General features: G+C 41.3%; 15 protein-coding genes. 2 read left to right on the plus strand and 13 right to left on the minus strand.

Features of this window, described 5'->3' with window-relative positions:
* The gene (locus QM738_RS08835; protein WP_462276325.1) at positions 1-384 is read right to left on the minus strand and encodes a GtrA family protein; all 384 of its coding nucleotides are present in this window, start codon (positions 382-384) and stop codon (positions 1-3) included.
* Positions 381-1076: a phosphatase PAP2 family protein gene (locus QM738_RS08840; protein WP_462276326.1), complete on the minus strand. Its 696-nt coding sequence runs from the start codon at positions 1074-1076 to the stop codon at positions 381-383. Before QM738_RS08840 ends, QM738_RS08835 begins: the two co-directional genes overlap by 4 nt.
* A 156-nt stretch (positions 1077-1232) precedes the next feature.
* Between QM738_RS08840 and QM738_RS08845 the strand changes: the two genes are divergently transcribed.
* Entirely contained in the window at positions 1233-1403 is a 171-nt protein-coding gene (locus QM738_RS08845; protein ID WP_462276327.1) for a hypothetical protein, read from the plus strand.
* Positions 1404-1417: 14 nt separating this feature from the next.
* On the opposite strand, the gene QM738_RS08850 is transcribed toward QM738_RS08845, so the two are convergent.
* From QM738_RS08850 to QM738_RS08870, 5 genes are all read right to left on the minus strand, one after another.
* Complete coding sequence (locus QM738_RS08850) at positions 1418-2326, minus strand: hypothetical protein (RefSeq protein ID WP_462276328.1); 909 nt, start codon at positions 2324-2326, stop codon at positions 1418-1420.
* Between the two features lie 246 nt (positions 2327-2572).
* Entirely contained in the window at positions 2573-3064 is a 492-nt protein-coding gene (locus QM738_RS08855) for a hypothetical protein (RefSeq protein WP_462276329.1), read from the minus strand.
* Positions 3065-3399: 335 nt separating this feature from the next.
* Positions 3400-3903: a toxin-antitoxin system YwqK family antitoxin gene (locus tag QM738_RS08860; RefSeq protein ID WP_462276330.1), complete on the minus strand. Its 504-nt coding sequence runs from the start codon at positions 3901-3903 to the stop codon at positions 3400-3402.
* A gap of 76 nt (positions 3904-3979) precedes the next feature.
* Positions 3980-5449 (minus strand): hypothetical protein, encoded by a 1470-nt coding sequence (locus tag QM738_RS08865; RefSeq protein ID WP_462276331.1) that lies wholly within the window; start codon positions 5447-5449, stop codon positions 3980-3982.
* Between the two features lie 29 nt (positions 5450-5478).
* Positions 5479-8265, minus strand: coding sequence for a TonB-dependent receptor (locus QM738_RS08870; RefSeq protein WP_462276332.1), 2787 nt, complete (start codon positions 8263-8265; stop codon positions 5479-5481).
* A gap of 136 nt (positions 8266-8401) precedes the next feature.
* Here QM738_RS08870 and QM738_RS08875 point away from each other — a divergent pair, with 136 nt between their 5' ends.
* Positions 8402-8722, plus strand: a complete 321-nt coding sequence (locus tag QM738_RS08875; RefSeq protein ID WP_462276333.1) for a cupin domain-containing protein — start codon at positions 8402-8404, stop codon at positions 8720-8722.
* Between the two features lie 88 nt (positions 8723-8810).
* Here the strand turns inward: QM738_RS08875 and cydB are convergent, their stop codons facing one another.
* The 6 genes from cydB to QM738_RS08905 all read right to left on the minus strand — a co-directional run bounded on the left by cydB (position 8811) and on the right by QM738_RS08905 (position 13918).
* Positions 8811-9857 (minus strand): cytochrome d ubiquinol oxidase subunit II, encoded by a 1047-nt coding sequence (cydB, locus tag QM738_RS08880; RefSeq protein ID WP_462276334.1) that lies wholly within the window; start codon positions 9855-9857, stop codon positions 8811-8813.
* Positions 9858-9863: 6 nt separating this feature from the next.
* The gene (locus tag QM738_RS08885) at positions 9864-10817 is read right to left on the minus strand and encodes a cytochrome ubiquinol oxidase subunit I (protein ID WP_462276709.1); all 954 of its coding nucleotides are present in this window, start codon (positions 10815-10817) and stop codon (positions 9864-9866) included.
* A complete protein-coding gene (locus QM738_RS08890) occupies positions 10699-11247 on the minus strand; it encodes a cytochrome ubiquinol oxidase subunit I (RefSeq protein WP_462276335.1) in 549 nt (182 codons plus the stop codon). Before QM738_RS08890 ends, QM738_RS08885 begins: the two co-directional genes overlap by 119 nt.
* Positions 11248-11374: 127 nt before the next feature.
* The gene (locus QM738_RS08895) at positions 11375-12019 is read right to left on the minus strand and encodes a zeta toxin family protein (protein ID WP_462276336.1); all 645 of its coding nucleotides are present in this window, start codon (positions 12017-12019) and stop codon (positions 11375-11377) included.
* Positions 12020-12280 (minus strand): hypothetical protein, encoded by a 261-nt coding sequence (locus QM738_RS08900; protein ID WP_462276337.1) that lies wholly within the window; start codon positions 12278-12280, stop codon positions 12020-12022.
* Between the two features lie 330 nt (positions 12281-12610).
* Complete coding sequence (locus tag QM738_RS08905) at positions 12611-13918, minus strand: porin (RefSeq protein ID WP_462276338.1); 1308 nt, start codon at positions 13916-13918, stop codon at positions 12611-12613.
* Positions 13919-13962 lie beyond the last annotated feature (44 nt).

The raw sequence follows: 13962 nt of genomic DNA on the forward strand, positions 1-13962 counted from the left end.
TCAATTAAAAGTAAAGAGCGTATTGAGTATATAGTTCCAGAAAAAAACAAGGCCGATGACAACCAGTTTTAATACATAAAAATTGGCTTTAAAATTTTTCACTAAAAAGTACAGGAGTAAGTTGTTGATGGCAATACCCAGTAAAGAAATGCATACAAATTTTGAGAACTGTGCTGCAAAGGGTTGGGCATGCTGATCAAAGGTCCAGTAACGGTTGAGTAAAAAATTGCTGACCACCGCACATGCTACACCCAGTGAATTGGATAGGTATTTATTGAGCCTCAGTTTTTCTTTACAAAGCCAGGTAACCGAAAAATCCAGCAGCATACCGCTTACGCCCACAATGCCGAATTTAAAAAAACGGGCATCGAATAATTTACTCATACCGGCTGTATGGCTGAAGGTGATGCAGCAGGATTGCCCGATGGCAAGCGGTGCATTTTTTTGATAGACCTTTTAATGCCTTTGATATTGGTGGCAATATATACCGCCACCACTGCCGAAGCGCTGCCGATAACAGCACCGATCACTACATCCAGTAAAAAATGCTGCGCCAGGTAAATTCTTGAATAACCCACCAGCATGGCGCCGATCAATATCAGCAGCTGCCATGATTTATCTTTCATCATCATTACCATTACAGTAGCCAATGCAAAGGCAGTCGCCGTATGCCCCGATGGAAAACTGGAATTGTTGGCCAGGCTTACCCCATCAATAAAATGAAGGTATTGTCCTGCTTCAAAAAACAGTTTAGGCCTTGGTGCATTTACCAGATTCTTTATAAGCTGTACTATAAGTCCCGAAATTAAAAAGGAGTATAACAAAGCCAATCCCTGTTGTTTGCGTTTGTAATAGAACAATATTGCAGCAATAAGGCAAAGGGCAAAAATACCATCACCCATAAAAGTGTAATTGATAAAGAACACATTTAATGCAAAGGGATGGTAAGCATTCAGGGCAATAAAAGCGGCTGATTTTCCATTGACAGCGAGGTACAACATACCAGCAAGAATAATAAACAACAGCCCGGAAAAATAGATCCTGTTCTGGCGGAATACAGATGGGTTAGTTTGCATCAGCAAATTTTTATACGGCAAATTACCGTGGATGTTTTACCAAATTATTACGGCAGTATTAAGGCAAGGTTACTATATGAATTATGCACAGCAGTGTAAACAAAACTTAACATACAAGGGCTGAAAATATTTTTACTTTAGTAAAAACTATTCATTATGAACTGGCCCATTATTATCAGTATTGCTGTGGTGCTTGTTGCATTAATTATTTTCCTGGTAAAAAAAAATATGAAAGATGAAAAAGACCTGGAGAAAAAGATCAAGAACGATTACCTCAAAGAAAATAAAGATGTAAAGGATGAAGGAAGAGATGCCGCTGCACATTGATCTTTCTACCACAATTAATGCAATTGGTTAAGCGATAATGCATCCGCTACCGGGTGATCGGCTGTAAAATCAAAACCCAGCAAATGCGCAACCGTCTGCGCTATCTGTTCATTGAATATTTCGTCTTTTGTTTTTACTTCCCCTTTGGCTTCAAAAGCGTTGCCCAAAGTCATCAACCAGGTATTCTTGCTGCCTGCGGTAAACATATCGTGCCTTACCCATGTATTATTTTTTTGCCCGCGGCCATGATCGGTGGTGATGATAAAACTGGTATTGTTCTTATAAAAAGGATCCTGGTTAACAAGACACCAGAGTTGTTTTACATATTCATCAAATAAATGAGCGCTTTGCAGGTAACCATCATAATTACCGCTGTGTGCATATTCATCCGTTTCACCAAAACCGATATATACTACTTTAGGATGTTTATTGCGTATATATTCTTTGGCTGCAACAAAAGTGAGCATGTCGTTTCTTGTAGCATCCGTATTGTTCATTACGTTCTGTTGAATACCATTCGCCAGTAATTCAGTATCGGTCAACGAATCATGTGCAATATTTTGATAACCGCTGTTGAGGTAAAAACTATTGGCAGGCCTGTTCAGAATGTATTCAAATAAATTCCAGCTTGCAAAAGCTGCCACTTTATTTTTATACGCCGGTTGACCATTTAAAAACTCCAGCACATTCTCATTGTAATTGTACCGCTTGCGGTTGGCGATCACGGAAGGATCGGGATAACCCGTCAATATTTCATTATACCCCGCATACGAAAAACGGTAGGCGTTGGCAACAGTTACTTTATTATCAAAATTGCGGTTGCCATAAATAGCGCCCTGCTTTGCCAAAGTATTCCAGATAAAAGGCAACAGCATCTTACGTCTCTCTTCCAGGTTGGTATCCCAGTAGATCTGTTTCAGCAAGCCGGTATCTTTTACATAACCGGGATTATTGATAATAGCAGAATCGGCACCATTAAAAATTTCCTGCCAGCGAAAGCCATCGGTAGTAATAATAAAAATGTTGGGGGTGCTGTCCTGCTGTGCAAAAACCTGCCCGGTAAGGAGACAAAAGGTTAAGAGGAAGACAATTTTTCATTTTACAGATGTTTTACAAAGAAACACCTGCAGTATAAACTGAATATTAACGGGGTATTATTACAATATTAATTAGGCCGCCAGTTCCGGCGCTGTATTGGCGCTGTGTGGCTGAAAAGCATACCAGCAAAGTACCATCAGCAGGCTGGGGAACTTTGAATCCAGTAATGATTTTGTTTTATTGAAACCGCTTGCGATCGTATCAAAACTGCAGCGTAATAAACTCTTCTCCATCGATTCATCATACAATTCCAGTTCGCCCGAGTTATTCTGGTTGTAAACAAAATAATATCTCCTGCCATCCAGTTCCACAAACCCTTTATTGGCACCGGCTTTTTCTTCTTCCAGATTACCCATTTTAATACCATATTCGTTCTTGATCACCGCCTTGCGGGAAAAAAGCCCTCTCTTTTCAAAAAAGAACAAACGCCTGGTAAGATTGCTTACAAACCTTGCAATACGGGTGCCTTTGCTAAAGGACATATCTGCCAGTTTAGTGGCATCATCTTTCCATAATTCAAAATTCTCTCCGGAAGTACCATTGTTTACGCTAACCCATTTCATTGTGTTAAGTTTAAGTGGTTTAATTGTAGCCTGCAATAAACAGGCCGTTGTTTTCGGGAGGGGCAAAACGGATGTGAATATAATTTCTAAATCGCTGATTTTAAAGCTGTGAACAAGAATGTGATTTAAATGTGCATAGTAACAATTTGGTAACATTGGCTTAACACAGTGTAGAAAAAAAGCCACCCAGATAAGACTAACAGGTGGTTACAAGCATGAGAATATTTGCTTATTGCTTAAGAAAAATTAAACTAAACTTTTTAATGCTATGATTCTGGCTGCAAGGTCGGCAGGCTGTCTTACCTAAAGGTTACTCAATAATTATCTAAATGTTATTAGTTGGTGCTGGTTTTTATCACCTGGCCATTGTTATTAAATTCTTCTGCAGAACGGAATTTACCGGTGCTGTCATAATATTTCCAGCTGCCGTTTTTCAGGCCGTGTACATATTTGCCGCGGCTTTCCACCACGCTGTCTTTATAAAAAGAAACGGACTCGCCATCAAATTTGCCTTCCTTATCCAGCGGCAGCAGCGCTTTTAACTGGCCATTGGTATAATATTGTCCGTAAAAAGTACGGGTATCATTCTTCGTGGTTATCACCTGTACAATAGTACCGGCAGAGTCTTTCATCAGCTGGCAAACAGCAGAATCTTTCCTGTTGAGATAATAAGCAGCCGTTACAAAATCGGTGCGGAAATAAGGTTTGGTATAACTGCTGTCGCTGTGCTTGATAATGGAGTCCAGCCACGCATGATCCAGTTTGGTATAAGTTTGTTTGGGTTGAGTGCAACCGGCAATAAAAAAACAGGCTGCAATAAAAAAGCTAAAAAATTTCATACGATCAGTAAAATGCAAAAGTAAAAAAAAGCACCCTGCTTTTAAACAGGATGCCTTTAGATAGGGTATAATGATATTAATTAAATTTTGTCCATCCTTTCCACCAGGTAGATAGTGCACCTGCAGGAGCAATACCACCACGGAAAGTAGCTGTTTTATCAAAGAAAGTATCACCGGTGAATTTAGGATCAGAAAAATCACCACCGGAAATAATTTTTACGTTACCCGCTGTAGGGCTGCCGAAAGGTGTAGGATCTGGTGCAGCATAGTTATAAGGCTGTATCAGTTTGGCATCGCTTACATTGGTCAATATATCATTGTTGTAGTAAGAATTGGTGAACCAGGTAGTGATGCTGGCATCAGTAGCACCGGTTGGAGCACTGCCGCTTGCTGAATATTTAAAGTTCACATTGTTACCTGCAAAAGTTACGTTGCGGATGCGTAAAGAACTATCGTTGATGTTAAGATCGGTTGGTGTACCGGTGCTGGCATCGATCAATAAACCCTGTGGCCATCCAATGATGATAGAGTTGAAGATAGAGATAGCAGAATTTCTCCTGATCTGTGCAGCGCAACGGAACAGGCTGTTACCAACGTTGGTTAAAGTAGCCCTTGGACCGATGGCAGTTACGTTACTGAAAATAGCTTTTGTTTTAGGCGTAGCAGTAGTACCGCTGGCATTGTTATCACTTTCAAAAGCTTCAGAAGTAGAGATATCAGCGATCAAAGAATCCCTCATGATCAAACCGAACTGTACTTTACCACTGAAACCATTATCTGTATCAAAATCATCATCCTGTGTTTTATAAGCGATCAGGTATTTGCAGTTCACACTGCCACCAAACCATTCATAAGCATCATCTTTTGCATAAGTCACTTCAATATGATCAATAACAGTGCGGCTTCCCACAGCAGCTAAAGTAAGACTGTTGATCTCTTTATCAGGTTGGTAAGCATAACCTGCATATTCAATACGCATGTATTGCAACACACCGGAGCTGTCGTTATCAACAGGAGTAGGAGCAACTGCATCACCGGAACCTGCAAGGCCATCACCATTGGCGTTATCAATACCACCTTCTACCTGGTACAAACCATTGATACCATTGTAGCTGAGGTTGTAACCAGCTTTACCACACAATACAATACCACCCCAGTCGCCCGATTGCGGGTTAGGAGCAGCAGAAGTAAACACGATCGGATCGGTTGCAGTACCGGTAGCCACCAGTTTAGAACCACGGGTAATAACCAGTGCTGCCACATCCGAACCACTGTAAGAACCTTTAACAGTAGTACCTGCTTCAATGGTCATAGTGTGGTTGCCCACCATATAAACTAATCCTTTAAGGATATAAGTATTTGCTTTACGCAGCATCGTATCTGCATTGATACGTCCCTGCAGGATAATGGTTTGACCTGTAGTGGTACCGCCACTGCCGCCACCATTTACTACAACAACCTGTATTTCCCCGTCTGTCTCAATTTTACGACAGCTGGTAATTGCTAAACCCGCCAGTGCAGCCAGGTATAAAATGTACTTTTTCATTGCTTGTTTTTTATTTTAAGAATTTTATTTTAGAATGAATAATTGAATGTTAAGCTGTAAGTAGTGCCGTATTTCCTGGTGAACCTGTAAGCATCAGAACCTTTCTGGAAGCTGGTGGTGCTGCTGGTGTTCTGGTAGAAATATTGTTTCTGGTTCAGGATGTCTGCAATGTTCAGTCTCAGTTCCGCTTTCTTTTCCAGCAATTTTTTAGCTAACTGAAAATCCAGTACAGGTCTTGGGGCTTCATAGATATCCGGAGCGCCACCCTGTATATCACCCACCAGGTAGATCCTTTCACCGATCTGGTTGAACAGCAAGGTTGCATTCAAACCATATTTTTCGATATCATACAATAAACCCAGGTTAAGAATATAAGGCGACTGACCCTGCATAGAACGATCGATCTTTTTAGTATTGTCTTTCACACGGCTATGGATATACGCAGCGTTGGCCTGGAAGGTGAAATTCTTTAACGCATGTACAAAATCCAGTTTTTTACGGGCTTCCACTTCTATACCATACGATTCTGCTTTGGCAGCATTGATATAGTTGATAGTGCTGGAACCTGTACCGCTACCATTAAAATATTGTTCGATAGGATTTACGAAATCTTTATAAAAGATACCGGCGTTGATCACTTCACCAGCCCTTGGATAAATCTCATACCTCAGGTCGGCATTGGTAACTTTTGTTCTTTTTAATGTTGGGTCGCCCTGTACAGAAGCATTCAATTCAAAATCGTACAGGTTCAGGAAAGACAACTCACGCAGCTCAGGACGGATAACCGTTTGAGAAGCAGATAAACGCAGGTTGGTTTTTGAATCGAGTTTATAAGTAGCGTTCAAGCCAGGTAAAAAGTCGGTAACCTTTGAATTGAAATGACGTTTGTCCCACTTTTTAACGCTACCCACCAGCTGATCATAATCTTCCACCCTTAAACCCCATACCACTCTTAATGAGCTGGTGAATTGATTGTCGAATTGTACATAACCGGCATTCAGGATAGTGTTGGCCATGTAGCGGAAAGTATTTCCTTTGATGGCATCAAAGCCAAATTTATTATCGGTGCCATTACCAAAATTATCAGGAGCAAATATCTGGTCGGCAGGTAATAATCTTAAAGACTGGTCACCGGTAGAAGGCAGGTAGTTGGCAAAAAGTTGTGCATCATACAAGCGGTCCTTTATCTGCAGCATATAACCACCTTTAACAGCCTGGTTCAAACCCAACCATTTAAAGCTGTAAGTAAGATCACCACCGCCTGTATAAATATAATCGCTCAGGCTTTGATAGATACGGCTGCCGCTTTGTTGAGATAAAGAGTTAGAAATAAGTGCGAGGTAATTAACTTCAGCTGGTTTCTTTGTATACAATAAACGACGCTGATCAGGTACAAATCCATCCAGGATATTGAAAGCGCCATACCATTTAAACTTCAATGGTGTGCTGATGCTATGCTCGCCATTGGCCTGTACAGTAAAGAAGGTATTCTGTTTAAAAACAAATTCAGATCCTTTGATGGTATTATCATCTCTTGAAAAATCGTTACCCTGCCTTTGTAAAACAGAATTGGAATTGTTTACATTCACAATACTTTTTACAGAGATTTTATTGCGAGGGTTCAGCTGCAGGCTAATACTTCCCAAAGCGCCCAGCGAAACTTCCTGCAGGTACTTACCATCATTATAGTTATTGATCGTATCCACTTTATAAGTGAACTCGTCAATATTGTTATACCTGTTCAGTAGTTGCTGGTATTTGCTGCTCCTGCTATACGTTACACCCAGTATACCACCCAGGTTCTTACCAAATACTTTGGTGGTAAAACCGCCATTGGCCTGAAAAGAAACATTTAAAGGAGCAGAACTTTTTACAGGCGCCCAAGAATTACGCATCTGTTTGCCGATCGCTGTTTTTGCAGCAGGTGATAAAGTATCAAACTCCGCTTTTCTTGTATAAGAAGCAGGTAAAGCCCTGGTGCCATCATCAATGCCTAACCAATCTGTTTTACCGCCCTGACCGTCTTTGTAAAAATCTTTACCAATGGTTTGTGCATTAAAGCCGGTACCTAATTGTATGTTGAAGAAATTTTTTGTAGGGATATCTTTGGTATTCACCTGTATCAAACCACCCGCCCATTCGCCGGGATATTCCGGAACAAAAGCTTTGTTGATGATGATATTATCGATCATCGAAGCAGGGATCATATCAAACGAAAAAGTTTTACGGTCAGGCTCAGTGCTGGTTAACAGGATACCATTCAGCATGGCCTGGTTGTAACGGTCGGCCAAACCCCTGATCACGATAAACCTACCTTCCTGTATACTGGCGCCGGGTGTACGTTTCAACACTTCACCGGTATTTTTATCAGGACTTCTGCGGATGGCTTCAGCAGAAATTACAGAAGCAACTGTATTGGTATTTTTTTGAAAACTGATCAACGCATTCACACTTTCCTTGCGGGCCGTGCTGGTGGAACGAACGACCACCTCTTCACCTGTTTTTGCTCTTGCATTCAACGCAATATCAATATGGGCAATACCATCCGCACCGGTTTCCACTTCGGTCACTTCTTTATTTTCGTAGTTGGTAGAGGTGATGATGAGTGTATATTTTTTTCCGGGTTCTGCATTCAGTACAAAGTTTCCGTCTACATTAGAAGCAACACCTTTGCCGGTTTCTTTCACCACCACAGAAACACCGGAAATGGGTGTGCCTGTTTTTGCATCGGTTATTTTTCCTTCTATTTTTCCTTTTTGAGCTATTGATGAGAGAGATATAATGATACATGCGATCAGGGCTACTAAGCGTCTCATAACTGTTATTTTCATGCCGCAAAGTGATGCTTTTAAGATTACTGCAATGTTATCCCAGCATTAACGAATTATGTCTTTAATGTTACGAAATTGTTACCGCACAAATAAACTATCTTGCTATACAAAAACTTATAACATGCAACCAGTTAATATCAACGACATTAAATTAAGAGAAGTGGTAAAAGGATTTACCGGCCATTATTACCATGCCGAAGGCATCAGTATCGGCTGGCTGGATGCAGTGGCCGGTCATACCGTACCCTTACATTCGCATGTACACGAACAGGTGAGTTATGTGCAGGAAGGCAAATTGCTTTTTATAATAGAAGGCAAAGAATTCATCCTGGAAGCAGGCATGGTCATTACCATTGCACCCAACCAGGTACACAGCGCCACCGCCATTACCGATTGTAAACTGGTTGATGTGTTTACACCAGTGCGGGAAGACTATAAATAGTAACAAGGGGAGCAGGGGTGCAGCTGCAAGGGATAAGCATGATGAAATGGAATACCTTTCTTAGTGTATACTTCCCCCTTGCAGCTTTCTAATAGCTCATTTCATCCAGTTTCACCTTTCCCTTAAACGTCCAGAAAACAAAACCGGTATAAACACCCACCAGCGGTGTGCCGATGAGGGCGATTATTAAAAGCGTCTTCATTGTTTTTACAGAAGAAGCCGCATTGCTGACCGTAATGCTGTTGCGGACATCATTGGTGGCAAATAAAAGATTGGGAAAAACTTCTACCGCCACCATTATCAGCAGCGAAGCAATGGTAACGGATGAACTGATAAAAGCATAGCGCCATTTACCTTTATTTAATTGACGCGGAATATTGGCAATGGCCAGGAACATGATCAGCGGCAAAATAAAATACGCTGGGCTGCTTCTTATTTTATCACTCAGGTGAGGGATGTATAATAAAGTATACAAAGTGGTGATACCAAAAGCCACTAAAAAGAATACGGTAAAACTTTTAGCCAATAAAGATAATTTGGTGTACAGCCTGTTCTCTGTTTTCATGGCTAAATAAATAGCGCCATGCAGCATGAACAAAGCCAGCGTGGTAACGGCAACCATTAGACTAAATGGATTAAAGAAAGATAACCAGTGCCCAGAAAATTCATGCTGCTCATTCAAAGGCAGGCCCAGGGCCACATTGCCCAGCATCAATCCTAGCGATAAAGCAATAACAATACAGGCAAAAGAATACACAAAATCCCATACCAGCCGCCACGTGGTACCGGGTTCTTTACTGCGGAACTCAATGGCAACAGCCCGCCATATCAACCCCACCATAAATATCATGAAGGGAATATAGAATGCAGAAAAGATTGCCGCATAAGCAACAGGAAAGCCCGCAAACAAAGCGCCACCGCCAATTACCAGCCACACTTCATTACCATCCCATACCGGGCCAATGGCATTGAGTGCGATCCTTCTGCTGGTTTCTTTTTTTAAGAATAAATGCAGGGCACCGGCGCCCAGGTCAAAACCATCCAGTATGGCGTAACCGGTAATAACGGCGCCAAAAATCAGGAACCACCATACATTGTATTCAATACCTAAAAACAATTCTGCAGTATGTTCCATAAAAGATCATTTATGATCCAGCAAGGGATTATCCCTTTTGCTGCCTTCTTCAATAAGCTCCTGCGGTGCATCGTAAACAGGGCCATGCTTTATTTTTTTATTCATCAGGTAAATGAACAAAACAAACAGTGTCGTGTACACTAAAGTAAAAAGTATCAATGAAAACACCACTTGGTTGGCCGCCACCGACCTTGATAAAGCATCCGAAGTTCTCAGTAAACCATATACTACCCAGGGCTGTCGCCCCATTTCGGCAGTGAACCATCCCGCCTGGTTGGCAAGTTGGGGCAACAGCACCGACCATGCTAAAACGATGAGCAACCAACGTTTCTCAAACAGCTTTCCTTTTTTCCATTGCCAGCAGGAATATAAAGTGAGCGCTATTAAAGCCATACCAATAGCGATCATTAAATGGTACATCTGGAAGACCGTATTCACCTGCGAAGGGCGGTCTTCTTTTTTAAAAGCATTTAAGCCGGTAACTGGCGCTTTAATATCCTGGTGAATTAAAAAGCTCAATCCGCCGGGGATTTTAATACCATTAGTCGTTTGTGTTTTATTATTTACCCAACCCACTAAAAACATATCTGCTGCAGCGCTGCTATCATAATGTCCCTCCATTGCAGCCAGTTTTGCAGGTTGGTTTTTTGCAACACCATCTGCACTTTTACTGCCGGTAAATAATTGCGCCAGCGAAAAAAAAGTAGCTACCACCAACGCAATTTTAAAAGCAGGCTTTGCGATCTCCAGGTGTTTCTTCTTTAAAATATAATAAGCATTCACACTGATCACCAAAAATGCACCGGCTAAAAATGCCCCGATCCAAACATGCGTCAATCTTTCAACGCTGGAAGGATTGAATACCATGGCCCAGAAATCCGTGATCTCCGCTCTTGCATGCATGCCCTCGCCTACAATATGATAACCGGCCGGTGTTTGCTGCCAGCTGTTGGCCACCACGATCCACACGGCGCTGAACATCGAACCTAAAAAAACCATGATGGTGGAAAAGAAATGCACTTTCGGCGCCCACACGGTTCCATCCAAACAATAAAATGCCGAGGAAACCGCTCTCTAATGCAAAAGCAAAAATGCCTTCGGCAGCAAGGGCACTGCCAAAAATATCACCCACATACTTAGAATAAGTGGCCCAGTTGGTACCAAACTCAAATTCCATGATAATGCCGGTAGCCACACCAATACCAAAGATGAGTGCAAAGATCTTGATCCAGAACCGCGTCATCTGTTCGTATAATTTGTTGCCGGTCTTCAGGTACATACCTTCCATGATCACCAGGATCAAACCAAGGCCAATGCTTAAAGGAGGATAGATATAATGAAATGCGATAGTGAAGGCAAATTGTATCCGGGCTAATATTTCGGTTTCCATGATACTACTACTGTTGAAGGGTAGTTTCCGCCGCAAAATTAGTTCATCTTGCAATTAGATATTCGAATGGAAGGAATATTTTATTGTAATAACTCGATAATAAACGAAGAAATTGTTTTTAACAGGATCAGTCATCTTTGTTTTCAGCATCCATTATTATCGCGGTAATTTGAGGAAGGTTGTTTGTGAACCAATAAGGCAGTTGCTTTACAGAAAGCGCAGAATGACATCGACCATTCTTTAATTCGACCAGGCCAACATGTTCTATACCGGATGTATCAACAATTGTGATTGAGTTGAAAATTGAAAAGTATTTATCGAGTTTTTCAAGGTTACCATAAAAATTAGTAACCAATGACAATGGATCTACATAATGACCTCCTTCTTTTGCTCTTGCAACAACCCGTGTCTCTGACAGATCGGTATCCGTTAAGCCGAAAAAAATCAGGTGCGTTTTATAACCTGCATCTTTAAATCTTTTGGGAATATTCCATGTTGCGTCTGTTGTAAAATGGCCCTCATAAGCAAAGTCCTTATTGGAACTCAAAGAGGTAGTTACTAAATTATCAAAAGCTGTTTCAACAAATTCCCCGGCAAGTTTTTTACACTCTTTATGAGATTTAAGACCATTGAGCCACAGTTCTGTTCTTTTCTGCATAAACAACTTATCACCATCAAAAACAACATTCCTTAAGTGGATTGGAATATAGTCAGGCCCTACAGATGATTTACCTGCTCCATTTGAACCGGTTACAATGTATAAAACCGGCATTTATTTGATTAATGAAAAATTGAACCTTCTTCTTAAGCGATCAGCTTCTACAGAAGTTAATTCTCTCACAACATTGAGGTCTCTTGTAGACCGAACAACAGTGATCAACTGGATACTTCCGTCAGGATATTCAAGATAACATTGATTGGTAGACAATTCGCTGGTATTGATCATGAACGGCAAACCGTTCCTGAGTTTTTGCTCACGCAATTTTTTTACAGCATCTGTACCTTTTTTACTTGTTATATCGAGGGTAGACATAAAACAAATTTACTAAAAAATCGGCGGTTCCACTAATAATCTGTTTTAAAATGTACGAATAAAAACGGGCCGGTAACTCTGCACTTGTTTTGCCTTTTCAAAAAAACAGGGCTTAAAAAAGCCCTGCCAAACGCAATAAGAGAAAGAGTTGCTATGTACTACTACCAAAACAAATGCAAGCCTTGCTGCAATACGGGCCAGAGAAAGTGAAAGCCGGTATGCAATGTTCAAATATTGTACTGCAAAGATGTAAGGGGTAAACTGATAAAAGAAAAAAGGGGCGTTACCTAATCGGCAACTAATTGTTAAGTAAACATTACAGTCAGCTCATTAAAAGCGGAACTGTAAGCGGCAGGTAAACACATCATCCTTTACATCGCTGGTATAGCCCGTCAATGATGTTTTTTCATTGGTTATCTTATCGTACCACAATGTGAGTTTAACATTATCGGTCATGTAATAAATATAACCAAAACCCAATGTGCTGAATTTAATATCGGCAACATTATCGTTGTTGCCTGTTTTGCCGATCTCTTCTTTCTTAACGGAAGTATTCGGGTCGTACCAGTCGTACTTGATACCCAGTTGGTGATGCGTACTGCCAAGATGCTGTAAAAAATAAAAATAAGCGCCATTGAATTTCCTGGTATAATAACCTTCCGTGCCGGTAAACAGTGCACCCGGCGTTTCGCTGCTGTTAACCGAAGCCGTTTGTTTACCCATCATAAATTCGCCCCTCAGTTCGGTATAACCCACTTTGTTTTTTATTTTCAGCTGTGCATCAGCACCATAATATTTCCGGGGAGCAACCTGGTTGATATTATTGACAGAAGAGTCCACCACAAATTTTTTAACACCGGCCACATCCTGAATATTATAGACATATTTGGTGTTTTGAGAAAGCCCGCCATATAAAATGGAAGCCGCCATCCCTAAACTGATCTTTGGCGTAAGCCGGCGTGGTTTAATGGTGATCCTGCTGATAAGATCCTTATGACTATCGTAATCAGTAAGCGAAGAAAGTCCCGGGCCATTAAAAACACCCAGGTCCACTTTTAAAAATTTCAGCTTGCTGTCTTTTTTTCTTGGCTCAAAACTAACCATGGCGCCCAGGTCCCTTTCAGTCTTCATCAATACCTGGCTCATGCGGCCACGTTCGGGGCTTTCACGGTCGGCGCTGGATAAATTAAGGTCGTAACTGATGGGCCTTGCAAACAACCCGATGGTAAAAGCAAAAAGTTCGTACTTATTCTCAAAAAGCCTGCCCCATACATCCCTTACATTGGCGCCCCGCTCCGTAATATCGTATTGAAAAGCAAACTGCAGCGATAAACCATGCGGCGTTTCGGAATAATGCACATAGTCAAAACGTACCCTGGCCCGGCGCAGCATAAAGCGATTGGTGCTGTTGGGAGCAAAATCTCCTCCTGAAAAATTCTTTGCCCCCTTGGTTTGTGTTGCCTGGAACTGTGGCTGAATATAGCCGCTCAATCTTATTTTATCCAGCCGGTTAAATAATGCCAGCATGCCCTTACCCATATCCTTCGTGGTATCTACCATGTCCATCAGGTACTGGGCCTGCAACAGTTGACAAAATAGCATTCCCACAGCCAGTAAAGGCAGCTTTTTCTTAAGCATATACAAAATTTGGCGCAAAGGAATAACAATTTAATGTTACCCCT

The sequence above is a fragment of the Ferruginibacter sp. genome (assembly GCF_049840995.1).
GTDB lineage: Bacteria > Bacteroidota > Bacteroidia > Chitinophagales > Chitinophagaceae > Ferruginibacter.

Bases quoted from the DNA above. Each gene is read 5' to 3' on its own strand.
- QM738_RS08855 (WP_462276329.1), bottom strand. From the start codon at position 3,064: ATGAAATGGGTTAGCGTAAACAATGGTACTTCCGGAGAGAATTTTGAA.
- QM738_RS08845 (WP_462276327.1), top strand. From the start codon at position 1,233: ATGAACTGGCCCATTATTATCAGTATTGCTGTGGTGCTTGTTGCATTA.
- QM738_RS08890 (WP_462276335.1), bottom strand. From the start codon at position 11,247: ATGGAAACCGAAATATTAGCCCGGATACAATTTGCCTTCACTATCGCA.
- QM738_RS08870 (WP_462276332.1), bottom strand. From the start codon at position 8,265: ATGAGACGCTTAGTAGCCCTGATCGCATGTATCATTATATCTCTCTCA.
- QM738_RS08865 (WP_462276331.1), bottom strand. From the start codon at position 5,449: ATGAAAAAGTACATTTTATACCTGGCTGCACTGGCGGGTTTAGCAATT.
- QM738_RS08840 (WP_462276326.1), bottom strand. From the start codon at position 1,076: ATGCAAACTAACCCATCTGTATTCCGCCAGAACAGGATCTATTTTTCC.
- QM738_RS08900 (WP_462276337.1), bottom strand. From the start codon at position 12,280: ATGTCTACCCTCGATATAACAAGTAAAAAAGGTACAGATGCTGTAAAA.
- QM738_RS08835 (WP_462276325.1), bottom strand. From the start codon at position 384: ATGAGTAAATTATTCGATGCCCGTTTTTTTAAATTCGGCATTGTGGGC.
- QM738_RS08895 (WP_462276336.1), bottom strand. From the start codon at position 12,019: ATGCCGGTTTTATACATTGTAACCGGTTCAAATGGAGCAGGTAAATCA.
- QM738_RS08875 (WP_462276333.1), top strand. From the start codon at position 8,402: ATGCAACCAGTTAATATCAACGACATTAAATTAAGAGAAGTGGTAAAA.
- QM738_RS08860 (WP_462276330.1), bottom strand. From the start codon at position 3,903: ATGAAATTTTTTAGCTTTTTTATTGCAGCCTGTTTTTTTATTGCCGGT.
- QM738_RS08905 (WP_462276338.1), bottom strand. From the start codon at position 13,918: ATGCTTAAGAAAAAGCTGCCTTTACTGGCTGTGGGAATGCTATTTTGT.
- cydB (WP_462276334.1), bottom strand. From the start codon at position 9,857: ATGGAACATACTGCAGAATTGTTTTTAGGTATTGAATACAATGTATGG.